Genomic DNA, 26,262 nt, shown 5'->3' with positions numbered 1-26,262 from the left:
AACGTACGTCACAGAGCTCACATCGATGATCGACAGGAGCAGGTAATGACGAAGCACGCGGCACCCGGAACTGAGGGCAGTGCAGTCACTTTCGCGCCCCGGTACGAGAACTTCATCGGCGGGGAATGGGTGGCCCCAGCGGAGGGGCAGTACTTCGACAACACCTCACCGATCGACGGCAAGGTGTTCACGCAGGTCGCTCGCGGTACGGCTCCGGACATCGAGAAGGCCCTGGATGCCGCACACGCCGCGGCCGAGGCATGGGGCAACACCTCACCGGCCGAACGGTCGAACACCCTGCTGAGGATTGCCGACCGGATCGAGCAGAACATCGAGCGGCTCGCGGTCGCCGAAACCTGGGATAACGGTAAGCCGATCCGGGAAAGCCTCAATGCGGATATCCCGCTGGCAATCGATCATTTCCGTTATTTCGCCGGGGTGCTCCGCGCCCAGGAAGGATCGATCTCCGAAATCGACCACGACACCGTCGCCTACCACTTCCACGAGCCGCTCGGCGTTGTGGGACAGATCATCCCGTGGAACTTTCCGCTGCTGATGGCCGTCTGGAAGCTGGCGCCGGCGCTGGCGGCGGGCAACTGTGTGGTGCTCAAGCCCGCCGAGCAGACACCCGCCTCGATCCTGGTGCTGATGGAACTGATCGCCGATCTGCTCCCGCCGGGAATCATCAATGTGGTCAATGGTTTTGGTGTGGAGGCGGGTAAGCCGTTGGCCTCCAGCCCGCGGATCGCCAAGATCGCGTTCACCGGTGAGACCACCACCGGACGCCTCATCATGCAGTACGCGACCGAGAACATCATTCCCGTCACCTTGGAACTCGGCGGTAAGAGCCCCAACATCTTCATGCCCGACGTGATGGCCGCCGACGACGCCTTTCTGGACAAGGCGCTTGAGGGTTTCACCATGTTCGCACTCAATCAGGGCGAGGTGTGCACCTGTCCCTCGCGTGCGCTGGTGCACTCGTCCATCTACGACGAGTTCGTCGCCCGTGCGATCGCGCGGGTGGAGGCCATCGTGGGCGGCGACCCGCTCGACGAGGACACCATGATCGGTGCGCAGGCGAGCAACGACCAATACGAAAAGATCCTGTCCTACATCGATATTGGTCGGCAAGAGGGTGCGCAGGTGCTCACCGGCGGAGACGCCCGGAAGGTCGCCGAGTATCCCAATGGTGCCTACATTCAGCCGACGGTGTTCGCGGGCGCCAACAACATGCGGATCTTCCAGGAGGAGATCTTCGGGCCGGTGTTGTCCGTGGCGAAGTTCGACTCATTGGACGAGGCGTTGAAGATCGCCAACGACACCCTGTACGGCCTTGGTGCCGGGGTGTGGTCGCGCGATATGACCAACGCCTATCGGCTTGGTCGCGGTATCAAGGCGGGGCGGGTATGGACCAACTGCTACCACCAGTACCCGGCGCACGCGGCGTTCGGCGGCTACAAGAAGTCCGGCATCGGGCGTGAAAACCACAAGATGATGCTCGATCACTACCAACAGACCAAGAACCTCTTGGTGAGTTACTCGCCCAATGCCGCGGGGTTCTTCTGATGCGGCTTCGCTCTAACAAGGCCAGACCCTGATCAATCGCGTGGAACTGACCCCGGCGGCCGCGGAGCTGTTGGCTTCGCTGGTGGGTAAACACGGTCCTGTGATGTTCCACCAGTCCGGCGGCTGCTGTGACGGCAGCGCGCCAATGTGTTACCCGCGCGGGGAGTTCCGGGTGGGCGCAGCCGATGTGCTGCTTGGCGAAGTTAGCGGGGACACTCCGTTCTGGATGAGCGCCGACCAGTTCGAGTACTGGTCACATACACATCTCACCATAGATGTGGTGCCTGGTCGTGGGTCCGGCTTTTCGCTGGAGGCGCCCGAGGGAGTGCGGTTTCTGATCCGGTCGCGGTTGTTCACCGATGACGAGGTGCTGGCGCTGGCAGATCGGCCGGTGCGGACCGGCGCCGACGGCTGAGCCCGCCGTGCGGCTTTCGTGTTGAGCCCGGGCAGGGGAGGTAGTAGTTTGCTCTTGTCGGAGTCGGTCTGGTTGGCCGTGGGGAGTGTTGTTGATGCACGTCGGTATTCGAGCTACCGCGGTTGCCGCGGTGTGCAGTCTTTGCGTAGGCGCAGGCGTGGACCTGCGATCCGCTCGGCCGGTCCTTCCCGTAACACCCACGGCCACAACACGTTCCGTGACGAACCGCGCGGTCTCTCTCACGGCGTTCTCTGATCTGCTGTCTGCGGCCACGCCGCAGAATGATGCTGCACCACAATCGAATTCGGCGGCTGGTGGGGTAGTGACCAGCAGTGACCTCATTGGCACCGTCGCCAAGCTCCTCGCGACACCAAATCTCACGTGGGCCGGCGTGGCTCCGGAGAGCAACCCTGTCGCCGCTGCTGCCGATCCTCCGGTAGACCAGCCCGTCGATCCTCCGGTAGACCAGCCCACAAGTCCGCCTGCTGCCGACGATCCGGCGCCACCTACCAATTTCCCGGGGCCACGTCCGACATTTGGCACTCCGTCCTACTTCGCGCAGTTGGCCTTTGCGGTGTTCCACGTTGTGGCATTGCCGATCACGGTGCCTGTGCAGTTCTTCCTCGGCAGCGCCGAGGGCGTGCCGACGGTGATTGCCGCGGCCATCAATGATCTGTCAGGCCTGTTGGGGCAGATACCAGGCCTGTCGCCGCAGCAACCCGCGGCATCGCAGCTGCAGGAGAAGGCTGCGGCGGCTTCCGCGGAGGTTTCTTCGCCGCTGCAGAAGTTGGCGGCAACGGAGACCGACCCGCCGACCACTCCCGAGCCGGATCCCCTGCCGACCAACTTCCCGGGGCCGCGGCCAGCGTTTGGCACTCCGTCCTACTTCGCGCAGTTGGCATTTGCGGTACTGCACGTGCTCGCCCTGCCGATCACGGTGCCGGTGCAAGCGATCATCGGTAAGGCCGAGGGTGTGCCGTCGGTGATCGTCGCGGCGCTCAATGACTTGTCGAGTCTGCTGGGACAGGTGCCGAAGCCGTCGGTACCCGCGCCCGACACCAAGACAACGCCGGAGGACTCCGCCTCACAGCAGGCCGATAAGGCTGCCACCAAGGTGGATTCCGCATCCGAGAAGTCTGCGGCCGTCAAGCCCGAAGCGGATGCGAAGAGCTCGAAGATCGAGCGCAACGAGCACGAGCGCAAGACGACGGACAAGGCGTCCGATAAGACCTCCGATACGCCCTCGGATAAGACTGCCGAGACACCCAAGACCGAGCATGAGACCAAGCCCGCCGAGGTGCCCGCCGAAGCGCCGAAGGCGGATCCGACGAAAGTTGTGGAACCGAAGGTAGATCCGGCGAAGGCTGTCGAGCCCAAGGTTGATCCGACCAAGGTCGCCGAGCCCAAGGTAGATCCGGCGAAGGCCGTCGAGGCCACAAAACCCGAGCCTGGGAAACTCGCCGATGCCAAACCGGAGACGAAACCGCAACCGGCTAAGCCGGAATCCGCGGGGCCGGTGAAGGTCACCCGCGACAGCCTGAAGTCGACGCCCGGTGAGACCGGTACTACCGGAGGCGCCAAGAAGACCGAAGGGTCCAAGGGAGCCGAGACGGACAGCAAGGCCCCCGCGACATCCACGGACACCAAGGTGCATGAAGGACTGAAGTCCTCCGCGGGCACCAAGACCGACAAGCCGGCGGACAAGCCATCGACAGAGAAGTCGTCGACCGACAAGGGCGCATCCTCATCGGAGGGGAGTTCGCATTCCTCCGAAGGGAAGTCACACACCTCCGAAGGAAAGTCGCACTCCGGCTCTAAGGACTGAGGCTCTAAGGACTGACGATGATGGTCAGGGTGTCGTCGTCGCGCTCGATATGAAGTCCCGCGCGACGGGCGACAGTGGCCACCGCCGCGGCATCGTTGGGTTCGGCCCGGCTTCCGGCGAGAATACGTGCCAGTTTTCCCTTGTGAGCCTTGTTGAAATGGGTGATTACTGTGCGACGACCACCGGGATGCTCGGTGAGGCAGTCCACGGTGACCGCGTGGGGTAACCGCCCCAATCCGGCATAGGAACCCGATCGCAGGTCGACCACCAGTTCGTCGGCCGCCAGCTCAGCGAGCGCAGGTTCCAGGACCGGCCTCCAGCGCGCGGCCAATGTCGGCTTTCCGGGCAGCTTGGATGACGCCGACAGTCGATAGGCGGGAACCGGGTCGTCGGCGCGCAACAGCCCGAACAGCGCGGAGCCCACGGCGAGGCGCTCGCGCGCACGGGTCGCGGAGGCGCCGCGCAGCGATGTCACATCCAGGGCGTCGTACAGCACACCCGTGTACCGCTGCAAGGCAGGCATGGTGGGGGAGACACGCAGTTCGGCGTTGCGCTGGATCTCGGCGTCCTGGGATGCCGAGATGCCCAGCGCCTTCCTGCACGCGCCGGGGTCGGCGGCGAGGGCGATGAGCTCGTCGACAAGTGCTTCGCGTACCGGGTTCAGCGACGGCGTGGCCAGCTCGTCCAGGCGCAGGGGTGCGCCATTCCCGCCTTCGTGTTTGGTCTCCGAGGGTGGCAGCAGCACGATCACGCCAGAGACCGTAGCGAACTGGCTTCCCGCTGGTCGCGGAGAGGTGGCCAAACCGCGCGCGATGAGTTTTCACGTCGTCGGCGGTCGGTACCTATGAATGCACCTTCCAGTTTCAAGGAGACCTCATGCCCACTCGTGAAGAAACCCCACTCGGAGCTCCGGCGTGGATCGACCTCGCCTCATCGGACCTTGAGAAGTCGAAGGCGTTCTATGGCGCGCTGTTCGGCTGGACCCTGCAGGAGGCCGGCCCCGAGTACGGCGGATATGTCAACGCGCATAAGGACGGTAAGGCCGTCGCGGGAATGATCGCCAACAACCCCGAATGGAATGCCCCCGACGCATGGACGACCTACTTCGCCACCGCCGACATCAACGTCACCCTGCAAAAGGCTGTGGACAACGCCGGCACCAACTGTCTACCCCCCATGGAAGTTCCGCAGCTCGGATACATGGGACTCTTCGGAGATCCCTCGGGCGCCGTAGTAGGGCTATGGCAACCGTTGGCCCACAAGGGTTTCCAACGTGTCGGGGAGGCTGGTGCACCGGTGTGGCATGAACTGAACACCCGTGAATACGACAAGGCCGTCGACTTCTACACCAAGGTGCTGGGGTGGAACACCAAGGTAGAAGGCGATTCCGCCAATTTTCGGTATGCGTGCGCTCAGCACGACGGTGAGCCCATCGCGGGTGTCAACGACGCGACGGTCGGTCAGTGGGCGCTCCCCGAGGGTGTGCCCGCGCATTGGGCCGTGTACTTCGGCACCAACGACACCGATGCCAGCGTCGCCAAGGTCACCGAGCTTGGCGGTGTGGTGCTGACCCCTGCGCAGGACACCCCATATGGCCGGATGGCGCTGGTGCAAGACACCACCGGCGGCACTTTCTGGCTGTGCTCTGTCTCCTGATTCCGGCTGGGGCATCCCGTCTTCGTTACAGATCCTCGAAGGTCGGGATGCCCCACTCCTCGTGCCCGCCCCCGTGCAAGAGGGTGGCGCGGGTAACCGATCGGGTACCGAACCTGTCGCGTAGCTCGTCCAGTGTGCTGTCGAGTACCAGCGCATGCTGTTCCGAATCCGCAAACGGCAGCTCTAATTGCGCTGCGCCGCAAGGGTCAAAATTGGAGACGGAGAACCCGATGAGGGTGATGCCCTGTTCGTCGATGAGCGGAGCGGCCTCCTCGACAAGCTGGCGGGCCACCGCCAGGAGACGTTCGGTGGACGTTGTGGGCCGAGACACGGTATGCGAGCGTGTCGCGCGGGTGTAGTCGTGAAACCGTAGCCGGAGAACCACTGTTCGGCAGCTACGGCCCGTGTCACGCATGCGGCGGGCGATACGTTCGATGAGTTGTGTTGCGATGACGTCGATCTCACCGGGGGTGCGGCGGTGACGGCCGAGAGCGCACTGGGCGCCGATGGAGCGCCGTCGCCGTCCCCCCTGAACCCGGCGTGGATCCACATTATGTGCAAGGCAATGTAATTGGTGGCCCATGGCGCGGCCCACCATCGACGCCAGGGTGGACTCGCCAAGATCAGCGACATCTGCGACGGTACGGATTCCGTACACCCGGAGTTTCTCGGCCGTAACGGTGCCGACACCCCACAGCGCCTGCACCGGCAGTGGGCGCAGGAACGACAGCTCCTCGTGTGGCTCCACCACCAGCAGTCCGTCGGGCTTGCCCTGGCGGCTTGCGACCTTGGCCAGGAATTTGGTGCGGGCGACGCCGACGGTGATCGGCAACCCGGTGCGTCGCCGTACCTCGATGCGCAATGTCGCCGCGATATCGCGCGGAGTTCCCGAAATTCGTTGCAGACCGGAGACGTCCAGGAATGCTTCGTCGATGGACAACGGTTCGACCAGGGGTGTGGTGTCCCGGAAGACCTCGAACACCGACTTGCTCGCGGCGCTGTAGGCGTCGAAACGCGGCGGCACCACGACGGCGTGTGGGCATAGCCGCAGTGCCTGCCTACCCCCCATGGCGGTACGCACCCCGAGATGCTTAGCTTCGTAGCTGGCGGCCAGTACGACGCCGCCTCCAACGATCACCGGGCGGCCGCGCAGCGCCGGTTCGTCGCGTTGCTCGACGGAGGCGTAGAACGAGTCCAGATCCGCGTGCAGGATGCTGGCTCTCCCGGTCATGAACAGATGCTCGCACCGGGGTCCGACAGTCATATCGGGTTGATTTACCCAACCCCCAGTTGATTCGAAGAATCGCAGGGCAATCCTTGGTGGACCCTGGGCGATATTTGATTTACGGCTAGGAAAACTATCGAATCCGTGGTCGGCGGCATGGTGCAGTGTGCCCTACGTTTATTCCGAGTTCTCCAGGTTCCTTCCAGCCTGTCCACATTCTTTGCCCAGAAGGGGTGGTTCACGTGCGCGTTCGTCTTCGTGCCACGGTTGCCGCGACGGTTTGCAGTGTCTGCATAGCCGCGACGGCTTCTGTTCCTACGATCCAAGCTCCGATCGCCAGTCCGGAGCAACACAAGACCGTGTCGACCCAGGCCTATGTCCTGACGTCGAACGACGGCACGCTGGCTCCGGCCAGCGTTGGCTCGCTGGCCACGTTGCCGGGCGTGGCAGGCCCGGCGGCAACGCCGTTGGCCGCCGCCGCTACGCCGGCGCCGAGTCTGTTCACGGCGATTCAGCCGGTTTTCACGGTGTTGGGTGGGGCGTTGACGCTGCCGTTCAACATTCCGTTCTGGTTCATCACGGGCCAGTTGAACGCCGCCGCGAACCAGACGGCCATCAACAACTTCGTGACGGCTATCGGTCAGCTGCCCGGTGTGCCGGCCGCGGTGCTGTCCTACCTGGCGGGTATTCCGTCGCAGACGCTGCCGACGATCCCGTCGATTCCGGGGTTGACGTCCGCAGCGGCCACTACGCCGACGGTGAAGACGGCCGCGTTGGCCACTCCTGCCGCGGCGACGCCGGCGCCGAGTTTGTTCACGGCGATTCAGCCGGTTTTCACGGTGTTGGGTGGGGCGTTGACGCTGCCGTTCAACATTCCGTTCTGGTTTGTCACGGGGCAGTTGAACGCTGCCGCGAACCAGGCGGCCATTAACAACTTCGTGACGGCTATCGGTCAGCTGCCCGGTGTGCCGGCCGCGGTGCTGTCGTATCTGCAGGGCATCACATCGCAGACGTTGCCGACGATCCCGTCGATTCCGGGGTTGACGTCCGCAGCGGCCACTACGCCGACGGTGAAGACGGCCGCGTTGGCCACTCCTGCGGCCGCAGCCGCTACGCCGCCGAGTTTGTTCACGGCGATTCAGCCGGTTTTCACGGTGTTGGGTGGGGCGTTGACGCTGCCGTTCAACGTTCCCTTCTGGTACGCGACAGGTCAGTTGAACTCTGCCGCGAACCAGGCGGCCATTAACAACTTCGTGACGGCTATCGGTCAGCTGCCCGGTGTGCCGGCCGCGGTGCTGTCGTATCTGCAGGGCATCACATCGCAGACAGCGCCGACCATCCCGACCATTCCGGGTCTCTCGTCCCTGGTTACGCCGTCGGCATCGTTGATCTCGCCAACGTCGAAGCTGACCGCCAACGCTGTGACGCTTCAGGCCGACGCCGCGAAGACTGAGGTCACCAAGGACGCCGCAAAGACCGGCACCGTCGAGGACGCGGCGAAAACTGCGACCCCCGCGGAGCAGGTCAAGGTGGCGACTCCGGCAGAACCCGCCAAGCCTGTCGAGGCGGCCACTCCGGCAGAGCCAGTCAAGGTGACGGCTCCGGCGGATCCCGCCAAGCCCGCAACCTCGGCCGATCCAGTCAAGGTGGCGACTCCGGCCGATCCGGCCAAGTCCGCGACCCCGGCAGAAGCTGCCAAGCCGGCGACTCCGGCCGAAGCCGCGACCCCGGCCGAGCCCGCGAAGGCTGCGACTCCCGCTGACGCGGCCAAGCCCGCAGACGCCGCGAAGCCGGCGGATGCTGCCAAGCCCGCAGAGCCGAAGGTGAACCTGCCGAAGGTCAAGCTGCCCACTCCGGTCACCAAGATCGGAGAGGTCAGCGGTGGGGTCACGCCGAAGGCCGATGACTCGGCGAAGGCGGACAAGAGCGAGAAGGCTGACGCCAAGGCTGCCACGCCGAAGAAGTCTGAAAATGAGTCTTCAACTGCGAAGAAGCCCGAAAGCGCCGCACCGTCCAACGCCAAGCCGGAGTCCGGATCGAGCTCGTCGTCGAGCGACTCGCACTCCGGTGCGTCGAACGGCTCATCCAGCGGTTCCTCCAGCGGTTCCTCCAGCGGTTCTTCGGGCGGTTCCTCGAGTGGTTCGTCGCACAGCGACTCGCACAAGGCATCGTGAATTAGTCCCCGGTAGCAAGCACAAAGGTCCCCGCGCCCGACACGGCGCGGGGACCTGCTTGTAAGCGGCACTGACATAAGTCAACATCATTGACATGGAAATCGACGGCACCGCGAGCTTGGGGTACTTGCTGACCCGTACCGCGACATCACTTCGGGGCAAGGTCGCGGCCCGCTTGGAGCCGAGCGGCCTCAGCCTGCCCGAGTACATCTGCATGCAGATCTTGCGTACCTACCCCGGCATGTCCAACTCCGAACTGGCCAGGCAAGCGATGGTTACCCGGCAGGCGATGAACGCGGTGCTGCACCGGCTGGAGGAAGAGGGCCTCATCAGCCGTCCGGAGAATGCGGACCACGGCCGGTCGCTGCCCGCCCGTCTGACCCGGCGCGGTAGCGCCCAGCTGGATAAGGCGGCAGAGGCGGTCACCGCGGGCGAGAACGAGGTCATGGAGAAATTGACGGCCGACGAGCGGCGCGCGTTGAAGGCCATGCTGGCCAAGTGTGTTCCGAGTCAACTGCCATGAGACGGGTCGGATGGCTGATCGCGTTCACCGGCTTGGTGATGGCGTTCAGCGTCTGGCTTCCGTGGCTGCGAACCTCGGCCAGCGGTGGGGGTAGGGCCAACGCGATCGGCGGTGCCACCGGATCGGTGGTTCTTCCGTCGGGATTCGGTGCGGGACAGATGATCTTGCTGGTTTCCGCACTGTTGGTGGTGGCCGGATGCATGGTGGGGCAGCACATCCTGCACCGCATCGCACCCGTCGCCGCCGGTGTGTCGGCGCTCGCGCTGATGGGGCTGGAACTGCTGTACTACCGCACCAACATCAAGCCACCGATCGTGACCGGGTACGGCTTCTGGGTCGCGATCTCGGCGTCGGCTATCGCCGTCGCGCTGGCCATCGTGGCGCTGTTGTCGCGACCCCAGTTCGGGGGTACTCGCCCACGAGGCTCATCCCAATCCGGCAAGTAGCAGCGGCACGATCGAGCTGTACATGCCGTTCTTGATGGTGCCCAGTGTGTCGCGGTTCTTACCTACCAGCGGCTCGACGAATCCCTTTGCGGTACCGAGCACCTCGGTCTCGGGCACGGCTGCCTCGACGATCAGCAGTCGGACGCAGTCGTCACCGCCGTAGCGCTGACCGCTCGGCATGGTGGCCGACGCGGCCTGCGGGGTCATCCGGCCCTGACACAAAGCGGCCATGCCCGGCGTGAAGGGCAGCCCGACGTTCACCTCGGGTAGGCAGAAGAACCCGCGGTCGGCACGCATCACCCGATAGTCGCAGCTGAGGGCGACCATGGCCCCGGCGCCGTAGGCGTGTCCATTGACGGCGGCCACGGTGGGCACCGGCAGCGTGAGCAGCCGCACGAAGATCTTCTGAACCTCGGTGATGTACCAGCCGAGCTTGTCGGGGTTGGCACCCAGATATTCGACGTCCAGCCCGTTGGAGAAGAACTTTCCGCTACCGGTCACGATGAGAGCGGTGGGTTCTTCGTCGGCCAGCACCTCATCGATCCGTGCGTTGACCTCGTCGATGAAGGGCAGGGTGAACCGGTTCTCGTCGGTACCGAGCGTAAGAGTGGCGATGGCGCCGTCGCGTGTGAGAACTGCAGACATGTTGTTACCTCAACTGTTCGAGAGCTGTCGCTACTTGCTCGGGGATGGGGACAGGTGTGCGGGCATCGGAGTCCACGTAGACATGGACGAATCGGCCCAGAGCGCGGGGGGTCTCCTCGACAACGCCGTCGACGACCTTGAATACCGCGAGTGTGTAGATGACGCTGCTGCGGCCGCGGTGCTTCAGGGCCAGGCCAATGGACAGCTCATCGGGAAAGGACACCTCTGCCAAGTACTTGCACGAGGTTTCGGCCACGACGCCGATGGCGGGCAGATCGCGAATATCGCATCCGGCGGCCTCCATCAGCCAGCCGTTGACGGCGGTATCGAACCAGGCGTAGTAGACGACGTTGTTGACGTGCCCATAGACATCGTTATCGGCCCAACGGGTTTGATGCCGACGGTGTACCGGGAAGTCGGCCTTGGTGGGGATGGCCGGCTGTTCGGGTTTGGTCACGCCGTCACCGTGCCCGGCCGCAGAATCTGGCGCACGGCGTGGCCGTCGGCGAGCGCATCGAGCGCGATGTTGATATCGCCCAGCGGCAGGTCATCAGACTTGAGCTTTTCCACCGGCAGCCGGCCCGCCCGCCACAAAGCCAGCATGGCCGGGATGTCCTGCTGCGGCTGTGCCGATCCCATGTACGAGCCCAGGATGCTGCGGCCCTCGGCGACAATATTCAATGCGGGCAGGGTGATTCGTGCGTCGGGGTGTGGCAGGCCCACCGAGACGGTGCCGCCGCCGCGGCCGGTGAGCGCGTACGCCTGCTCCAGTACGGCGGCCGAGCCGACCACTTCGAACACCCAGTCGTGACCGCCGGGGGCCTCGTCGGGTGCGCAGGCGCTGGTGGCGCCGAGTTCAAGGGCCAGTTCGCGTTTGGCGGGCACCGGGTCGATGGCCAGTACCTCACCCGCGCCGGCGGCGGCCGCCGACATCACGACGGCCAGCCCGACGCCACCCAATCCGAAGACCGCGACCGAGTCGCCCGGGCGCACGGAGGCGGTGTGGGTGACCGCTCCGAAACCGGTCAGCATGGCGCAGCCAAAGAGGGCCGCCGTGTCCAGGGGAACGTTTTTGTCGATGACGACCACCGAATTACGGTCCACCACAGCATGATCGGCGAAACCTGAGACGCCCAGGTGGTGACGTACCTCGGTGCCGTCCAGATCGTGCAGGCGGGTGCCGCCGCGGATCAGGTCGCCGAGACCGTTCGCCGCCGCGGCGTCCGGGCACAGCGCGGGCCGACCCGAGGAGCAGTATCGGCAGGCACCGCAGCTCGGCACATAGACCAGCACCACGTGATCGCCGGGGGAGACGTCGCGAACACCGGGGCCCACTGCGGCGATGACACCGGCCGCCTCGTGGCCGAGTGCCATGGGCACCGGGCGAATCCGGTTCCCATCGACCACCGACAGATCCGAGTGACACAGCCCCGCGGCCTCGATCCGGACCAGTACCTCGCCGGGGCCCGGCGGGTCGAGTTCCAGTTCAACGACTTTCAGCGGCTGAGTGTCTCGGTACGGCCTTTCGATCGGTGCTGCGTGCAGCACCGCACTACGAATTCGCACAGACCCCTCCGTAAATCGCATTGAGCCAGACGTGGAGCAGCGTATCGACCACCTTGTCGTCGTCGACCGCGGGCTGCTGCCCGGTGAAGGTGGCTCGCATCATCGCCTGGTTGATGAGGTTGAGTGCGATGGCGATATCGCGCGCGGCAATCGTCGTCGGCGCGGCGCCGCGGGTGCGTTCGGCCTCGATGCCCAGTGTCGTGTTGGAGACCCAGTTCTCTGTCACCTCGGACCAGCGTTGATCCAGCTCAGGGCTTGTTCCTTGCATGCTGGACAACGCGACGGTGAGGGCCCGGTGGGAGCCGAAGGCGTCAAAGTAGGCCTTGATCACGGCACGCCAGTACTCGGCCGGGCTTGTCATGGCGGCCGGGTTGATGCCGGCGACGTTGGCGTCGGCCTCTTCGATGATCCGCTCGGCCAACGTCAGCAGTACGGCCTCTTTGGAGGAGAAATAGAAGTAGAACGTGGGACGCGAGATGCCGGCTCCACGCGCCAGATCATCGACGGAGATATCCGTCAGTGGGCGTTGCCCGAGCAGTTCCTCGGTGTTGGTCAGGATGGCCTGTATCCGCTCGTCCCCGGAGGGACGCGTGGTTTTGCGGCCTCTCGTTGCCGGTTTTGTCACGTCTACCTGCGCATTCTATAAAGTTATCGACATACTGTTGACTTTCTCGACACTGCGTCGATAGCCTAGCTCTCATGACCGAACATGTCGACATTGTCATCGTGGGCGCCGGAATCTCGGGGATCGGCATGGCCTGCCATGTTGCCCGCGACCTGCCGGGCAAGGACGTCGTGGTGCTGGAGGCGCGCGAGCGTATCGGCGGTACCTGGGATCTGTTCCGTTACCCGGGCATCCGTTCCGACTCTGACATGTTCACCCTGGGCTTCAACTTCCGTCCGTGGACGAGCACCAAGGGCATCGCCGACGGAACCTCCATTCGCGAGTACGTCACCGACACCGCCCGCGAGTTCGGCGTGGACAAGAAGATCCGGTTCGGTCACAAGGTCGTCGGCGCCGAGTGGTCTTCCGAGCAGGGGCTCTGGACGGTTCGGGCAGAGCATGAGGGCGAGATCGTCGAGTTCACCACGCGGTTCTTCCTCGCGTGCACCGGCTACTACAACTACGACAAAGGCTTTACGCCGGAGTTCGAGGGTGTCGAGGACTTCACCGGCCAGGTGATCCATCCACAGCATTGGCCCGAGGACCTGGACTACGCCGGCAAGAAGGTCGTTGTGATCGGCAGTGGGGCGACAGCCATGACGCTGGTTCCCGCGATGGCCGGAACCGCGGGGCACGTCACCATGCTGCAGCGTTCTCCCACCTACGTGGTGTCGCTGCCCTCTACCGACGCGCTTGCCGTGGCGCTGCAGGGCAAGCTGCCCGCATCGATCGCGTACCCGATCGTGAAGTGGAAGAACCAGATGGTCAGCTTCATCAGCTACCAGACCAGCCGCCGCGACCCGGAGCGGATGAAGGGGATTCTGCGTGCGCTGTTGAAGCGTCAGCTGCCCGATTTCGACCTGGACAAGCACTTCACCCCGAAGTACAACCCGTGGGATCAGCGGTTGTGCGTCGTGCCGGATTCGGATCTGTTCCGCGCCCTACGCAAGGGCACTGCCTCCATAGCCACCGACCGCATCGCGCGGTTCACGCCCAAGGGCATCCTGCTGGAGTCGGGTGAGGAACTCGAGGCCGATATCATCGTGACCGCAACGGGTTTGAATGTTCAGCTGGCCGGTGGGCTCAAGCCTGTGGTGGACGGTGTGCAGGTGAACCCCGCGGATTCGGTGAGCTACAAGGGTTTGATGCTGACCGGTCTGCCGAACTTCATCTTCACCTTCGGGTACACCAACGCCTCATGGACCCTGCGTGCTGATCTGGTGTCGCAGTACGCCTGCCGCCTGCTCAAGTACATGGACAAAGAGGGCCAGACGGTCGTGTGGCCGGTCGAGCCCCCGACCAGCGAGCGACTGCCGTTCTTGGAGGACTTGGTCTCCGGGTATGTCACCCGCGCGGAGAGTGCGGTGCCGCACCAGGTGCCGCTGGCTCCATGGCGCTCGTACCAGAACTACTTCCGTGAGCTGCCCGTGCTCAAGTACGGGAAGGTCGCCGACAAGGGCGTGCGTTTCAGCCGCGGAGCGGCAGGGTCGGCGATACCCGGCCCGGTGACGTCTTCGCACGAAGCGCCCGTTGCAGTAGGCAGATAAATATCTGGAGAATGGCCGGGTGCACTCAGCACCCGGCCATTTTTCATTGGTGGACAAGGCTTTCAGGGATCTCGCGGATCTCACATCGCCGACTCGAGATCGTGCGCGCTGTAGTGATTGGAGAGTTCTGTGACGCAGCCGAACAGGCGTCAGATTATTGCTGGCGTGTCCGCTGCAGCGTTGGCGGTGGCCGCCGGCAGTATGGTCGCCTGCTCGTCCTCGGGCGATGTGCGTGAGTCCGGTGAGGGTGATCAGACGCCGTCGTTGCCGGCGGGCCTCAAAAATGACCTGATGAGACTGACCGAGTCGAAACATGTTCTGGGGTGCAGTGTTTCGGCAGTCACTCGTGAGCGCACGGTGTATGCCGATGGGTGGGGAGTGGCGAGAGCAGGGCAACCGATGACGGCACTGAGCACCATCAACATCGGGTCGGTAAGTAAGACGATTACGGCGACGGCCGTGCTGCAGTTGGTGGCGGCGGGGCGCATCGGCCTCGATACTGATGTGAATGATGTTCTGGCGGAGAGCAAAGCCTACGGCCCGAGGAGTGTGCGCAGCCCGTATTACCCGGATATCCCGATTACCATCCGGCACTTGCTGGCTCACCTGACGCCGCTGACCACCGGTCCGGAATTGGGTCCGTATGGATACGCTCCGCGCACTGGCCCCGCTCCAGATTCGGGTGAGCTAGGTCGATGGCTCCATGACTTTCTCACGCCGGCACCGCGTGGGTGGACGTACAACCGTGAAGAGAACTTCACGAAATCGAAGCCCGGACAGGTGCATATGTACTCCGACATCGGATTTGATGTGGCAGGTTTTCTCGTACATGCGGTGACGGGCCAGCCCTTCGCCGATTACTGCCGCGAGCATGTTTTACGGCCGGCAGGAATGGTCAATTCTGATTTCGACCGTGACCGCATCCCGGACGGGCGGCGGGCGTATCCACATGCCTGGTTTGAGAATGGCGTGAAGAAGGGCATGTGGCTCGACTACCGCAACCTGATACCTGCGGGAATCGCCGATGACTACACGGGTCATGCCGAATACTCGCCGTACGCAAGCTGTCTTACGCCCGATGGCGGTCTGCGATCCAACTCGCTTGACTTGGCGCGATGGGCCCGCCTGTGGCTGGGCGGCGGCGTGCTGGACGGTGTAGAGGTGCTTCCGCGCGTTCAGGCGTCGGCGGCATTGGCGGACCAGGTCTCTCCAGAAATCATGGCGTCGTCGGAGGCTCCGCTGCCGTTCATTTCTCAGGGGTACGCCTGGCACAGACTGCGTGGGGACGCTGATGGGCAGTGGCAACATGCCGGCAGCGAGGTGGGTACCGCTTCGTACGTCAAGATCGACACGGTACGTGGCGTGGGAGCGGCCATTGTGATGAACACCGAGGTGGCGATCGACGCTGATCCACGGCCCCAGATGCTGAAACAGCTGATGGATGCTGCTGCGTCGCACTGATTGCATTATGCAGGTAATTGCCTGCATAATGATGGCGTGTCCCCGTCCGATCCAGATCCTGCTCTTGAGGATGTCTTCAAGGCTCTCGCCGATTCCACTCGGCGTGCGCTGCTGGATCGGCTGCATGAACACAACGGTCAGACCCTGAGCCAGTTATGCGACGGCGTCGGAATGGCGCGACAGTCGGTGACTCAACACCTGGGTGTACTCGAATCTGCCAACCTGATCAGCACCGTGCGGCGCGGCCGGGAGAAGCTGCACTATCTCAATCCGGTTCCGCTGCATGAGATTCAGGAACGGTGGATCGACAAGTTCGAGCGCCCGCGGCTGCGGGCGCTCAGTGCGATCAAGCGGCGAGCTGAGGAGTCAAACATGTCTCAACCAACTTTCGTCTACACCACCTACATCAACAGCACTCCGGAGAAGGTCTGGCAGGCCATCACGGATCCCGAGCTCAGTGGCCAGTATTGGGGACATGCGAATGTTTCTGACTGGCAACAGGGTTCACGTTGGGAGCATCGGCGAGTGGATGGCTCCGGCATCGCCGATGTGGTGGGCACGGTGGTGGAGGCAGATCCGCCACGCAAACTGGTGACAACGTGGGCCGACCCGGCGGGCGGTGCCGACGGCGCGATCTCCACCGTCACCTTCCTGATTCAGCCGTACCAGGACATCGTGCGGCTGACCGTCACGCATGCCGATCTCGCGAGCCCCACCGAGTACGCGCAGGCCAGCGGGGGATGGGCGGCGGTACTGTCAAACCTCAAGTCCTTCTTAGAGACTGGCGCCCCGCTGCCCACGGAGCCGTGGGCCCAGCCCAGCTGATCTCTACCCGCCCACCGAGATCGGTCCGGTCGCATCTTCGGTCCCGGAGGGTTTCGCCCCAAACGGTCTCGGCATGGGGCGAGTGCGGATGTTGATGGGCCACCAGAACCAGCGGCCCAGCATGGTGGCTATCGCCGGTGTGAGGAACGATCGCACCACCAGGGTGTCGAAGAGCAGCCCCAGGCCGATGGTGGTACCGATCTGGCCGAGAACACGCAGATCGCTGAAGACGAAGGAGGACATCGTCACCGCGAACACCAGTCCGGCGGCAGTGACGACCCCACCGGTGCCGGCGATGGCTCGGATGATGCCCGTCTTCAGTCCGGCGCTGGTTTCTTCCTTGAATCGGGAGATCAATAGCAGGTTGTAGTCGGCCCCGACCGCCAGCAGGATGATCACCGCCAGCGGGAAGATGACCCAATACAGCGGAATTCCGAAGATGTACTGCCACACCACCACTGACATCCCGAATGATGCCGCCAGTGACAGTGCCACCGTCCCCACGATCACCAGCGCGGCGACCAGACTGCGCGTCAGGAACATCATGATGAGCAGGATGAGGCCCAGTGAGGCCAGCGCGGCCATCAGCAGGTCGTATTTCTGCCCGTCGGCAATGTCCTTGTATGCCGAGGCCGTTCCGGCCACGTAGATCTTGGCGTCGGCCAGCGGAGTGGCCTTGACGGCATCGAAGGCCGCTTCCTTGATCGCGTCGATGTGCGCGATTCCTTCGGAGGTCTGCGGATCTCCCTGGTGGGTGATGATCATCCGCGCGGCCTTGCCGTCCGGGGACATGAAGAGCTTCATGCCGCGTTTGAACGCGGGATTGTCGAACGCCTCCGGAGGCAGATAGAAGGAGTCATCGTTCTTGGCGTCATCGAAGGCCTTGCCCAATTCCGTTGCGGTGCGGGTGGACTCTTCGTTCTGGGTATTGGTGCCGTTGTTGATCGCGTAGTTGGACAGGGTCAGGTCGCGGTTCTTCTCCTGGATGGAGATCTGCGGCGGTATCAGGTCCACAAGTTTGGGCTGTAACGCGTCGAGCTTGTTGAGGCTTCCGGTGACGGTTTGGAGTGCATCGACGAGTTCGTCGATACCGTCCAGGGCGTCGAAGACGGATCGCAGCGCCGCGCAGAAGGGGATGTCGAAGCAGTGCGGTTCCCAGTAGAAGTAGTTGCGTATGGGCCGGAACTGATCGTCGAAATTGGCGATCTTGTCTCGCAGGTCCTGCGCTACCGCCACGGTCTGCTGGAACCCCTCGGTTTGTTCGTGCGTGATGGCCGCGCTTTGTTTCTGCAGTGCGAGTTGCTGTTTCAGCACACCGATGGTCTGCGTCATCTGATCGGCCTGTTGTGTGAGATACAGGGCCTGGTTCTGCTGCTGAGAGAGGTTCATCAACTGGCTGGCGCTTGATGCGCTTATTTGAAATGGAATGGAAGAGTGGGTTATTGGTGTACCGAGGGGTCGGGTGATCGATTGGACCAGAGCCACGCCGCGGGCGTGGAGAACGGACTTGGCCACGCGTTCCAGCAGGACCATGCCCGCGGGATTGCGCATGTCGAAATCGGCTTCGATCATGAGAAGTTCGGGGTTCAGCCGAGCGACGGAGAAATGACGTTCGGCCGCGGCATATCCCACGTTGGACGGAACCGAGCTCGGCATGTAGATGCGGCCGTCGTAGGTGGTCTTGTACCCCGGTAGGGCGAGCAGTCCGACGAGCGTCGCGATGCACGAGACGACGAGAATCGGCCCGGGCCAGCGCACAATCGCCGTGCCGATCCGGCGCCATCCACGAGTCCGCATGGCGCGCTTGGGCTCCATCAGGCCGAAGTGTCCGGCGATCACCAGTACGGCGGGGGCCAGGGTCAGCGCCGCGGTCAGCGTCACCAGCACCCCGAGAGCAGCAGGTACACCAAGGGTTTGGAAGTAGGGCAGTCGCGTGAACGATAGGCAGAACAATGCGCCCGCGACGGTCAGACCCGAGCCGATGATGACGTGAGCGGTCGACTTGTACATCGTCTGGTAAGCGGCCAGACGATCCTCACCGGCCGCACGAGCCTCCTGATAGCGGCCGACGAAAAATATCGCGTAGTCAGTACCTGCCGCGATGGCGAGCATGGTCAAGAGATTCGTCGCATAGGTGGACAGACCTATCAAGCCCGTATGGCCCAGTGCCGCAACGATTCCACGCGCGGCAGAGAGCTCCACCATGACCGTGACCAGCACCAATAGTGTGGTGCCGAGTGAGCGGTAGACGATCAGCAGCATGATTGCGATCACCGCGAAGGTGATGATGGTGACCTGGGCGGCGCCCGCGTTGCCTACCTCGAACTGATCGGTGATGGTGGGGGCCTCACCGGATACGTAGGCCTTGATCCCGTCGGGAGCGGGTGTGTCGGCGATGATGCGGCGCACGGCGTCGACGGACTCGTTGGATAGCGCCTCGCCCTGGTTTCCGGCGACATAGACCTGCACGTATGCGGCCTTGCCGTCCTTGCTTTGTGAACCGCCCGCCGTGATCGGATCGCCCCAGTAGTCGGCGACGTGCTGCACGTGTTCACGGTCATCGTTCAGCCGCTGCACCAAGGTGTTGTAGAACTGATGGGCCTCGGCGCCAAGGGGTTTGTCGCCTTCCAGCACCACCATCGCCGAGCTGTCGGAGTCGAACTCGTTGAACACCTTGCCGATATGTCTCATCGCCAATGTCGAGGGTGCGTCGGCGGCGTTCAGCGGCGCCGATCTTTCCTCACCAACCACTTCCAGCTGGGGGACGGTCGCATTGGTGACCGCCGCGATCGCTACCCATAACAAGACGATCGGTATGGCGAGCCGGCGGATGATCGTGGCCGCTCGCGAATCCTGGGTGTGATCGGCACTCATGCGGACTTGTCCAGGCAGGTGGTGTAGCCGTTCACGATGGTGACGGTCCTTTCGTCCTTGACGATGCCGTCGACGGTGATGCGGCAGCCGGTTGTGTCGCCGGTGCCTTGCGCGCGCAGATCGGCGAAGAGTGTGGGGTCGTTGGTAACCAGCTCGTGTGACCACGGCAGCGGGGCGTTGTCGACGCGGTGGGGTTGCGCCATCTCGTCGAGGAAGTTGATGGTCGCGGTGCTCCCGTTCGTGCCAAAGACTTCAAGGAGAACGCGTTTGGGGTTGTAGTTGGTGTTCTCCATGGCTTCGTTGCCGGGGCGGGACAGCTCGATATTCGAACCGAAGACACCGTGTAGCCGCGTAACCCCGAACGCCACCACCGCCACCACGACCGCGGCGACGACGAGCGTCCACCACCGTTTCAGGAGATTCCAGAACCAGCCTTGCACCTGCGCCCACGCCCTCTCGATAGTCCGCGGCACGACTCCTGCAGAACGGTACGGTACCGTACTCTGATGAGTAGTGCAGTGTCAACGGGGTTGACTAAGGGCGGCAAGGGGCAACGGGCGTCTCAGTGGACTCCGCGTGAGGCCGAGTTGCTGGCGGTCACTTTGCGTCTGCTGCAGGAGCACGGATACGACCGCCTGTCGGTCGACCAAGTCGCCGCGGAGTCGAAGGCGAGTAAGGCCACGATCTATCGGCGGTGGCCATCGAAGGCGGAGCTGGTGTTGGCGGCGTTCATCGAGGGAATGCGCGCGCAGTTGGTTCGACCGAACACCGGCTCACTCCGTGAAGACTTGATGCAAATCGGGACCAACGCGCTGGCAGATGTGCGGCGCAATACGCCCATCATGCGCGGTCTGCTGAACGAGATCGAGCGAAGTCCCGCCTTGACCAAGGCATTTCGGACAAAGTTTGTTGATCAGCGCAAGTCGTTGATTGACGACGTGCTTGCCGCTGCTGTCGAGCGAGGAGAGATCGATGCGGCTGCCATCAACGAGGAACTCTGGGATCTGTTGCCCGGGTACCTCGTGTTCCGCTCGTTACTGCCAGTGAGGTCGCCGACAGCCGAAACCGTCCGGACGCTCGTGAACGAAGTCATCATGCCCAGCCTGACCCGGGAGCTCTAGAGTTCCGATATCGCGTTGTGGTGGGGGTGTCCATTCGGTGGTGCCGTCTTTGCGTTTTCGGGTGGTCCAGCCGTGGCCTAGGAGGCGGTGGTGTGGTCGGCAGGCGAAGGTGAGGTTGTCGATGTCGGTGGGTCCGCCCTGGGCCCATTCGGTGAGGTGGTGGACCTCGCAGAGATATCCGGGCACCGAACATCCGGGGTGGGTGCAGCCACGATCGCGGGCGTGCAACACGATCCGCTGATCCGGTGAAGCGATCCGTTTGGCGCGACCGAGATACAGGGGGCGGCCGTTGTCGTCGAAGATCGACAGGTAGTGGTGAGCATGCGATGCCGCACGAATGAAGTCCGGCATGGGCAGGCGGGTGTCGGCACCGGTGACGGCGATACCGGCTGCTGATTCCAGTTCTTTGAGTGTGGTGGTGACGATGACGGTGACCGGTAGGCCGTGGTGTGAACCCAGGTTCCCGGAGGCCAATGTTGAGCGCAGGCACGCGCGCAGTGCGTCGTGGTTGCGTTGCGCCGAGGTGCGGGTGTCGTGTTCGGCAGCTTCCGGTGACGGCTCACCATCCACGAGCGGTGTTTGATCGGCCGGGTTGCACATGCCCGGTGCGGCCAGTTTCGTAAACACCGCATCCAGATACGCCCGGGTCTCCGGATCCAACAAACCCGAAATCGGGGACATGCCGTCAAAGCCTTGTTGCCCGATGCTCACCCCGCGGCGTCGCGCCCGATCCACATCGCAGAATTCCCTGTCCGGATTCAGCAGAGCCATCATGCGGTCGGCGCCGGTGCGCAACTGTTCGGGCCGAAACTGGGAAGCCATGACGGCGAGTTGTTGTTCGGCAGCCTCGCGGGTCGGGGCATCGACCACCACCGGCAACCGGTCAAAGAACTGCCGAATGATCCGCACGTGTTCCTCGCCGATATCGCCGCGCCCCAACGCCTCGGCAGTCCGGGGCAGTACAGGCGCCAACACCTCACCGGTCAACGCGCGCCGCGGCGCCAACTGCTGCGCATCGGCGACCCGGCGCCGCGCCGCACCCTTACCGATATGCAGCCGCCGCGACAACACATCCGCAAACAACGTGCCCCCAAGCTCCACCGGAGACGCCTCACCCGTCACCATGGGAACCAAACACACACCGCGGCCAGACAATCGGCGCTGCACAACCTCCAGGCGCGCCAACACCGTCAACGCCTCAGCGGCCGTGAGCGCATCGACCGAATCAGCGCAGAAGGCATCAACCGCCGCCTCCAACACCTCAATCGAACTCATGTTCGAATAATAACGACACTCACCGACAACTAGCTGGGTGATGTTGCTCCAGAAACCCTTGTGACAGAAGAGATTTATGAGACGGGCGCTGCGCCCGGAACTGGCGGCCGGTGTCTACCTGTAGGTTGAACTCGTGGACGCGACGATTTACCACAACCCCAGATGCACAAAGTCCCGTCAGGCGTTGACACGTCTTGAAGAAGCGGGTGCCAACGTCACTGTCGTGAAATACCTCGATGACGTGCCCACCAAGGTCCAGCTGAAAAAGCTGATCAAGGACGCGGGCCTAACGGTGCGGGAGGCGGTGCGCACTGGTGAGGCCGAGTACAAGGATTTGAGCCTCGCCGACGCATCCGATGACGCCTTACTCGAGGCAATGGTCGCGCACCCTCGTTTGATTCAGCGTCCATTTGTGGTGACCGCCAAGGGCACTCGAATGGCGCGCCCGACCGAAGCGGTCGACGAGATCCTCTAGCCCGGTCCGGCCAGGACGGCTTGCGCGATCTTGCGGAACGCCGCGACAAGACGCCCTCGATCGTCAGCACGTGTGGCCAAGACCACGTGACTCGGCTCTATCCCGTCAAGTGGGATGGCCACGATATCGGGGCGAATCGTGTTGCCGTGCACGCCCGCCGACAAGGAAATGGCCTGGCCCGACGCAATGACCTCGAACTTGTCCTCCAGGGCGTCGATGACGGGTCCATCGGGTGCGAGACTGCCGTCGGGTCGCGGCTCCACGCGCCAGTAGGCACTCCATGACGGGTCGGCGTCGCGTATCCGTGGCATCGGTTCGTTGGCGATATCGGCCAAGATCAATGAGTCGCGTTGGGCCAGAGGATGATCCGACGGCAGAAGTACGACCCGTGGCTCGTCGTACAAGATCGTGACATGCAACTGGTCGGTGGGAAACGGTAGCCGTGCCACCACGGCGTCGACTCGATGGTCCAGCAGCGCCGTCCGTGCTTCGTCCCATTTCAGATGTGTCGCACGGACTTCGGCATCTGGATGCTTCTGGCGCATCTGCAGCACGGCGGGTGTCACGATGAGCCCCATCGAATATCCGACGGTGAGGTGGCTGGGCTGTGCGGCAGCCCGTGCATGCGCAGCGGCCTGATCTGCTGATCGAAGCAGTGCCTTCGCCTTGGGCAGGAACGCCTCTCCGGCTTCGGTCAGTTTGGTGCCCTGTGGGGTGCGATCGAGCAGCCGAACACCGAGCTGTTGTTCCAGCCTGCTGACCTGCCGGCTCAACGATGGCTGCGCGACGCGCAGCTCGGTGGCGGCCCGGCCGAAGTGCCGGTGCTCGGCCACCGCGGTGAAATACCGGACCAGACGCAGATCCAGGTCTAGCGGGGCGGTGTCTGCCATGCCCAGATGGTATGCCTATCGGAAGTGCCGAAACTGAAAATCACCACAGTGAAATGCAGTGATGCCTGATTGGTATTGCTTGATGAGTAATCGGTCTTGGACGTGAGGTTGCGGCGTGCGCAGGCTTGGAGAGCATCCACTACCGAGATTTTCAGGAGTACATCATGCGCGTATTCGTCACCGGCGCCAGCGGCTTTGTCGGTTCGGCCGTCGTTCGTGAACTCATCGATTCCGGCCATCAGGTGACCGGTCTGGCCCGCTCCGACTCGTCGGCCGCCAAACTCGCTGCTGCCGGAGCGCAGGTGCATCGCGGTTCCCTCGGCGATCTCGACAGCCTCCGGGCCGGTGCTGCCGCTGCCGACGGCGTTGCGCACCTGGCCTTCGTGCACGACTTCGAGAACTACGTCGAGGCGGCCAACATTGATAGGACTGCCATCGCAGCGATCGGCGAGGTGCTTGCGGGGACCGAGCGGCCGTTCGTCGTCACCTCTGGCCTGGCAGGGTTTGGGTTGGGCCGTCCGCTGACGGAGGAAGACGCCGCGGCGCGGGAATCCCCGCGAGTATCCGAGGAGGCGCTGGTCCTTGCCGACCGCGGCGTGCGGGTCTCGGCCGTGCGACTGGCGCCTTCGGTGCACGGGGAGGGGGACCACGGGTTCGTGCCACGTCTCATCGAAGTCGCCCGCACCAAGGGTATTTCGGCGTATCCCGGCGACGGGTCCAACAGGTGGCCCGCCGTGCATCGCCTGGATGCCGCTCAGCTGTTCCGCCTTGCCCTGGAAAACGCCCCGGCGGGTGCGCGGTTGCACGGCGTCGCCGAGGGCGGCATCCCGGTGCGCGATATTGCCGAAGTCATCGGGCGCCACCTGGGGCTGCCGGTCGAATCTGTGCCCGTCGAGCAGGCATTTGACCATTTCGGTTGGCTGGGTGGGTTTTTCGCCTTGGATCTGCCGGCGTCAAGCGCGCTCACCCAAGAACGCCTGGACTGGCATCCGGTGCACCCCGGGCTCATCGCAGACCTGGAGAAGGGGCATTACTTCGATGAGTGATGCCATCAGGTCGGCGCGCCGAGCGCTGGGATCTGTCGGTGCGTTCCTGCCCGCGCCGTTCACCAGCATGCCGTCCGCAGGTGAGCAGCGAGCGGCGGCGGTGCGGATGGAAGCCGCCGGTTATCGCACGGTATGGGTCAACGAACCTGTGGGCGGCAAGGACGCATTGGTGCAGGCAGGCATTCTGCTCGCCGCCACCGAGCACCTGACGATTGCCACGGGGATCGCCAATGTCTGGGCGCGTGCGGCGGTGACCGCGCACGGTGGTGCCGCGATGCTCACGCAGGCCTACCCTAATCGGTTCGTGCTCGGCCTTGGCCCGGGCTACCCGGCACAAGCGGAACTGGTTGGGCGCCAGTTCGATAGTGCGATCGGCGTGATGCGGGACTATCTCGCTCGCATGGACGAGCCGAATCCGATACCTGCCGTCGACGTGAGGTATCCCCGGATCATTGCGGCCAATGGCCCAAAGATGATCGCGCTGGCTCGTGATGCCGCTGATGGGGCGATGCCTGCGGGGCGGCCTCCGGAATTCACTGCACAGACGAGGCGGGCACTGGGTCCCGACAAGCTGCTGGTGGTGGGGATGGACGTGATCGCAGCTGAGGATGGTGCTGATACCAAAAACCTTGCCCGCAAGACGGTGTCGATCAGGCTGGAGTTGCCGGGTGTTCGGGACGGGTTGAAACGTCTGGGATATACCGATGAAGATCTCTCGGGCATGGGCGACCGATTGGTTAGTGACCTTGTCGGCTATGGATCGCCTGCGGACGTCGCGGCGCTTGTGGACAGGCATCTTCGGGCGGGCGCCGATCACGTGGTGTTGATGCCGGGTGATACCGGGCTGGACATGGGTGTTCGTCATTTTGAGCGGCTCGCACCCGCGGTACTGTCCTGATTCCGAGCACATCTGGCACGTAGCGGCCGGTTCCGCGGGCTCCAGGTTGGCACGATAGGGCTCGTGGTGCCCCGCCTGCCCACCAGCGCGGCGGCGGCCACTCCGGCGGCGACACCGATCACCGTGTCAAGGCCGCGGTACAGAATGAGCGTGAACGGGTCTGTGGGGTCGGCCAATTCGGTCATCAGCATGACCAGCGGCGTGAAGAAGCCGACGGCCAGCGCGTAGTGACGGGCCATGAACAGTTCGGTGGGGAACAGTAGCGCTATCACCAGTGTGCCGATGGCTACTGACGGAAGCCCCAGTGCCAGAAGAACTCCGGTGAGTATCAGGCCCGCCAGGGTGCCCGCGGTCCGATGTCCGGCCCGCGCCAGCACCCGCGCGATATCGCGATCCGACGGCCGTCCGCTGTCGATGGCCCCCAGCGGCACCGCTGCGGCGGCCATCGCCCAGTTGGCATGATCGAATCCGAGGAGCAGCCCCGCTCCGCCGGCCGCGGATACCGCGAGCGCGTATCGCAACGCATGTGTGCCCGCATCAGGCGGGAGGCGGCTCCGCCGTTCGGCCGGCATCTCGCTGGGCGATCCGATGAGACCAATCAACACCGATAGCAATGCCGTTCCCGCGCACAGCCCGATGGCACTCTGCGGGGTCACCAGCCCAGCCGGAACGGTGGCGGTAGCACCGATCGCGAAGAGGAAGAAGAACGGTCCGGCGGGTCGCAGGCGCAACGCATCGGCGACCACCGACCCGGCCGTGGCGAATGCCACCTCAACGGTGACCAACATCCAGGTACGAGCGTGCAGTGACGAAAGCATCACTCCGAGGGCGACTCCCGCGCAGAGCAGGATGCCCGCCTGGACCTGGTGACGGGTGCGGCGCCAACGGGATTCACCGCGGCCATAGACGCCGGTGAATGAGCCGAAGACGATGTACACCAGCAGCTCGGGCCGGCCCACGGCAAGCAGAAGCGCACCGGGCAGCGCCAGACCCGCCGCCACGCGGAGCGCATGCCAGTGGTCCTGTCGGTCCGGCCGGGCACCCGCCCGCGTCCTCGCGGATGCGTCCACGGGTGTTCTCCCAACCTCTGCTGGCGATGATTCGTCCCAGTGTGTGGGCCCGGCGGCGTGGCTGTCCAAGAGACA

General features: G+C 63.9%; 25 protein-coding genes. 14 read left to right on the top strand and 11 right to left on the bottom strand.

The features are described 5' to 3' along the window. Positions 1-45 precede the first annotated feature (45 nt). From adh to B4393_RS10470, 3 genes are all read left to right on the top strand, one after another. Positions 46-1,566, top strand: coding sequence for an aldehyde dehydrogenase (gene adh / locus B4393_RS10480; RefSeq protein WP_078334113.1), 1,521 nt, complete (start codon positions 46-48; stop codon positions 1,564-1,566). A gap of 28 nt (positions 1,567-1,594) precedes the next feature. Further along, on the top strand, positions 1,595-1,981 hold the full coding sequence (locus B4393_RS10475; RefSeq protein ID WP_078334112.1) for a DUF779 domain-containing protein: 387 nt from the start codon (positions 1,595-1,597) through the stop codon (positions 1,979-1,981). Positions 1,982-2,075: 94 nt separating this feature from the next. Beyond that, a complete protein-coding gene (locus B4393_RS10470; RefSeq protein ID WP_078334421.1) occupies positions 2,076-3,806 on the top strand; it encodes a hypothetical protein in 1,731 nt (576 codons plus the stop codon). Positions 3,807-3,810: 4 nt separating this feature from the next. Here B4393_RS10470 and yaaA read toward each other — a convergent pair whose 3' ends face one another. Next, positions 3,811-4,557, bottom strand: coding sequence for a peroxide stress protein YaaA (yaaA, locus tag B4393_RS10465; protein ID WP_078334111.1), 747 nt, complete (start codon positions 4,555-4,557; stop codon positions 3,811-3,813). A gap of 125 nt (positions 4,558-4,682) precedes the next feature. Between yaaA and B4393_RS10460 the strand changes: the two genes are divergently transcribed. Beyond that, entirely contained in the window at positions 4,683-5,462 is a 780-nt protein-coding gene (locus B4393_RS10460; RefSeq protein WP_078334110.1) for a VOC family protein, read from the top strand. Positions 5,463-5,487: 25 nt separating this feature from the next. Here the strand turns inward: B4393_RS10460 and dinB are convergent, their stop codons facing one another. Next, a complete protein-coding gene (gene dinB / locus B4393_RS10455; protein WP_078334420.1) occupies positions 5,488-6,693 on the bottom strand; it encodes a DNA polymerase IV in 1,206 nt (401 codons plus the stop codon). A gap of 353 nt (positions 6,694-7,046) precedes the next feature. Here dinB and B4393_RS10450 point away from each other — a divergent pair, with 353 nt between their 5' ends. The 3 genes from B4393_RS10450 to B4393_RS10440 all read left to right on the top strand — a co-directional run bounded on the left by B4393_RS10450 (position 7,047) and on the right by B4393_RS10440 (position 9,830). Next, the gene (locus B4393_RS10450; protein ID WP_078334109.1) at positions 7,047-8,861 is read left to right on the top strand and encodes a hypothetical protein; all 1,815 of its coding nucleotides are present in this window, start codon (positions 7,047-7,049) and stop codon (positions 8,859-8,861) included. Between the two features lie 94 nt (positions 8,862-8,955). Then, complete coding sequence (locus tag B4393_RS10445; protein ID WP_078334108.1) at positions 8,956-9,384, top strand: MarR family winged helix-turn-helix transcriptional regulator; 429 nt, start codon at positions 8,956-8,958, stop codon at positions 9,382-9,384. Further along, the gene (locus B4393_RS10440; protein ID WP_078334107.1) at positions 9,381-9,830 is read left to right on the top strand and encodes a hypothetical protein; all 450 of its coding nucleotides are present in this window, start codon (positions 9,381-9,383) and stop codon (positions 9,828-9,830) included. The genes B4393_RS10445 and B4393_RS10440 overlap by 4 nt, the downstream gene beginning before the upstream one ends. Here B4393_RS10440 and B4393_RS10435 read toward each other — a convergent pair. The 4 genes from B4393_RS10435 to B4393_RS10420 are packed head-to-tail and all read right to left on the bottom strand — an operon-like array spanning position 9,810 to position 12,666. Continuing rightward, positions 9,810-10,475 (bottom strand): enoyl-CoA hydratase/isomerase family protein, encoded by a 666-nt coding sequence (locus tag B4393_RS10435; RefSeq protein ID WP_078334106.1) that lies wholly within the window; start codon positions 10,473-10,475, stop codon positions 9,810-9,812. The genes B4393_RS10440 and B4393_RS10435 overlap by 21 nt on opposite strands. Before the next feature lie 4 nt (positions 10,476-10,479). Then, entirely contained in the window at positions 10,480-10,932 is a 453-nt protein-coding gene (locus B4393_RS10430; RefSeq protein WP_078334105.1) for an acyl-CoA thioesterase, read from the bottom strand. Next, positions 10,929-12,041, bottom strand: coding sequence for an alcohol dehydrogenase catalytic domain-containing protein (locus B4393_RS10425; protein ID WP_078282656.1), 1,113 nt, complete (start codon positions 12,039-12,041; stop codon positions 10,929-10,931). Before B4393_RS10425 ends, B4393_RS10430 begins: the two co-directional genes overlap by 4 nt. Beyond that, positions 12,028-12,666 carry a TetR/AcrR family transcriptional regulator gene (locus tag B4393_RS10420; protein WP_078334104.1) on the bottom strand — a complete coding sequence of 213 codons (639 nt, stop codon included), beginning with the start codon at positions 12,664-12,666 and terminating at the stop codon, positions 12,028-12,030. The genes B4393_RS10425 and B4393_RS10420 overlap by 14 nt, the downstream gene beginning before the upstream one ends. A gap of 74 nt (positions 12,667-12,740) precedes the next feature. Between B4393_RS10420 and B4393_RS10415 the strand changes: the two genes are divergently transcribed. The 3 genes from B4393_RS10415 to B4393_RS10405 all read left to right on the top strand — a co-directional run bounded on the left by B4393_RS10415 (position 12,741) and on the right by B4393_RS10405 (position 16,538). Next, entirely contained in the window at positions 12,741-14,252 is a 1,512-nt protein-coding gene (locus B4393_RS10415) for a flavin-containing monooxygenase (RefSeq protein WP_078334103.1), read from the top strand. 165 nt (positions 14,253-14,417) lie between these two features. Continuing rightward, positions 14,418-15,713 carry a serine hydrolase domain-containing protein gene (locus B4393_RS10410; protein ID WP_078334102.1) on the top strand — a complete coding sequence of 432 codons (1,296 nt, stop codon included), beginning with the start codon at positions 14,418-14,420 and terminating at the stop codon, positions 15,711-15,713. 36 nt (positions 15,714-15,749) lie between these two features. Next, positions 15,750-16,538 (top strand): ArsR/SmtB family transcription factor, encoded by a 789-nt coding sequence (locus B4393_RS10405; RefSeq protein ID WP_078334101.1) that lies wholly within the window; start codon positions 15,750-15,752, stop codon positions 16,536-16,538. Positions 16,539-16,541: 3 nt separating this feature from the next. Here B4393_RS10405 and B4393_RS10400 read toward each other — a convergent pair whose 3' ends face one another. Together B4393_RS10400 and B4393_RS10395 are read right to left on the bottom strand one after the other, a co-directional pair. Beyond that, on the bottom strand, positions 16,542-19,412 hold the full coding sequence (locus tag B4393_RS10400) for an MMPL/RND family transporter (RefSeq protein WP_078334100.1): 2,871 nt from the start codon (positions 19,410-19,412) through the stop codon (positions 16,542-16,544). Continuing rightward, positions 19,409-19,852 carry an MmpS family transport accessory protein gene (locus B4393_RS10395; RefSeq protein WP_070936522.1) on the bottom strand — a complete coding sequence of 148 codons (444 nt, stop codon included), beginning with the start codon at positions 19,850-19,852 and terminating at the stop codon, positions 19,409-19,411. Before B4393_RS10395 ends, B4393_RS10400 begins: the two co-directional genes overlap by 4 nt. Before the next feature lie 66 nt (positions 19,853-19,918). Between B4393_RS10395 and B4393_RS10390 the strand changes: the two genes are divergently transcribed. Then, positions 19,919-20,533 (top strand): TetR/AcrR family transcriptional regulator, encoded by a 615-nt coding sequence (locus tag B4393_RS10390; RefSeq protein WP_078334099.1) that lies wholly within the window; start codon positions 19,919-19,921, stop codon positions 20,531-20,533. On the opposite strand, the gene B4393_RS10385 is transcribed toward B4393_RS10390, so the two are convergent. Further along, on the bottom strand, positions 20,447-21,808 hold the full coding sequence (locus B4393_RS10385) for an HNH endonuclease signature motif containing protein (RefSeq protein ID WP_078334098.1): 1,362 nt from the start codon (positions 21,806-21,808) through the stop codon (positions 20,447-20,449). The two genes, B4393_RS10390 and B4393_RS10385, sit on opposite strands and share 87 nt — an antisense overlap. 133 nt (positions 21,809-21,941) lie before the next feature. Between B4393_RS10385 and arsC the strand changes: the two genes are divergently transcribed. Further along, complete coding sequence (gene arsC, locus B4393_RS10380) at positions 21,942-22,283, top strand: arsenate reductase (glutaredoxin) (protein ID WP_078334097.1); 342 nt, start codon at positions 21,942-21,944, stop codon at positions 22,281-22,283. Here arsC and B4393_RS10375 read toward each other — a convergent pair. Beyond that, positions 22,280-23,173 carry a LysR family transcriptional regulator gene (locus B4393_RS10375; RefSeq protein ID WP_078334096.1) on the bottom strand — a complete coding sequence of 298 codons (894 nt, stop codon included), beginning with the start codon at positions 23,171-23,173 and terminating at the stop codon, positions 22,280-22,282. The two genes, arsC and B4393_RS10375, sit on opposite strands and share 4 nt — an antisense overlap. A gap of 164 nt (positions 23,174-23,337) precedes the next feature. Between B4393_RS10375 and B4393_RS10370 the strand changes: the two genes are divergently transcribed. Further along, positions 23,338-24,219, top strand: a complete 882-nt coding sequence (locus tag B4393_RS10370; protein ID WP_078334419.1) for an SDR family oxidoreductase — start codon at positions 23,338-23,340, stop codon at positions 24,217-24,219. Next, positions 24,212-25,117 carry a TIGR03620 family F420-dependent LLM class oxidoreductase gene (locus B4393_RS10365; RefSeq protein WP_078334095.1) on the top strand — a complete coding sequence of 302 codons (906 nt, stop codon included), beginning with the start codon at positions 24,212-24,214 and terminating at the stop codon, positions 25,115-25,117. Before B4393_RS10370 ends, B4393_RS10365 begins: the two co-directional genes overlap by 8 nt. Here B4393_RS10365 and B4393_RS10360 read toward each other — a convergent pair. Beyond that, a complete protein-coding gene (locus B4393_RS10360) occupies positions 25,081-26,187 on the bottom strand; it encodes an FUSC family protein (RefSeq protein WP_078334094.1) in 1,107 nt (368 codons plus the stop codon). The two genes, B4393_RS10365 and B4393_RS10360, sit on opposite strands and share 37 nt — an antisense overlap. Positions 26,188-26,262: the final 75 nt, after the last annotated feature.

It is taken from the genome of Mycobacteroides franklinii (genome assembly GCF_002013895.1).
Taxonomy (GTDB): domain Bacteria; phylum Actinomycetota; class Actinomycetes; order Mycobacteriales; family Mycobacteriaceae; genus Mycobacterium; species Mycobacterium franklinii.
The sequence above is the reverse complement of the archived record's forward strand: the minus strand, read 5'-3'. Positions and strand labels throughout refer to the sequence as shown.

What these genes read in the sequence shown, in the direction of transcription:
- adh (WP_078334113.1), top strand. Translation starts at nt 46, where the DNA reads ATGACGAAGCACGCGGCACCCGGAACTGAGGGCAGTGCAGTCACTTTC.
- B4393_RS10470 (WP_078334421.1), top strand. Translation starts at nt 2,076, where the DNA reads ATGCACGTCGGTATTCGAGCTACCGCGGTTGCCGCGGTGTGCAGTCTT.
- B4393_RS10460 (WP_078334110.1), top strand. Translation starts at nt 4,683, where the DNA reads ATGCCCACTCGTGAAGAAACCCCACTCGGAGCTCCGGCGTGGATCGAC.
- dinB (WP_078334420.1), bottom strand. Translation starts at nt 6,693, where the DNA reads ATGACCGGGAGAGCCAGCATCCTGCACGCGGATCTGGACTCGTTCTAC.
- B4393_RS10445 (WP_078334108.1), top strand. Translation starts at nt 8,956, where the DNA reads ATGGAAATCGACGGCACCGCGAGCTTGGGGTACTTGCTGACCCGTACC.
- B4393_RS10440 (WP_078334107.1), top strand. Translation starts at nt 9,381, where the DNA reads ATGAGACGGGTCGGATGGCTGATCGCGTTCACCGGCTTGGTGATGGCG.
- B4393_RS10435 (WP_078334106.1), bottom strand. Translation starts at nt 10,475, where the DNA reads ATGTCTGCAGTTCTCACACGCGACGGCGCCATCGCCACTCTTACGCTC.
- B4393_RS10415 (WP_078334103.1), top strand. Translation starts at nt 12,741, where the DNA reads ATGACCGAACATGTCGACATTGTCATCGTGGGCGCCGGAATCTCGGGG.
- B4393_RS10400 (WP_078334100.1), bottom strand. Translation starts at nt 19,412, where the DNA reads ATGAGTGCCGATCACACCCAGGATTCGCGAGCGGCCACGATCATCCGC.
- B4393_RS10390 (WP_078334099.1), top strand. Translation starts at nt 19,919, where the DNA reads ATGAGTAGTGCAGTGTCAACGGGGTTGACTAAGGGCGGCAAGGGGCAA.
- B4393_RS10385 (WP_078334098.1), bottom strand. Translation starts at nt 21,808, where the DNA reads ATGAGTTCGATTGAGGTGTTGGAGGCGGCGGTTGATGCCTTCTGCGCT.
- B4393_RS10375 (WP_078334096.1), bottom strand. Translation starts at nt 23,173, where the DNA reads ATGGCAGACACCGCCCCGCTAGACCTGGATCTGCGTCTGGTCCGGTAT.
- B4393_RS10370 (WP_078334419.1), top strand. Translation starts at nt 23,338, where the DNA reads ATGCGCGTATTCGTCACCGGCGCCAGCGGCTTTGTCGGTTCGGCCGTC.
- B4393_RS10365 (WP_078334095.1), top strand. Translation starts at nt 24,212, where the DNA reads ATGAGTGATGCCATCAGGTCGGCGCGCCGAGCGCTGGGATCTGTCGGT.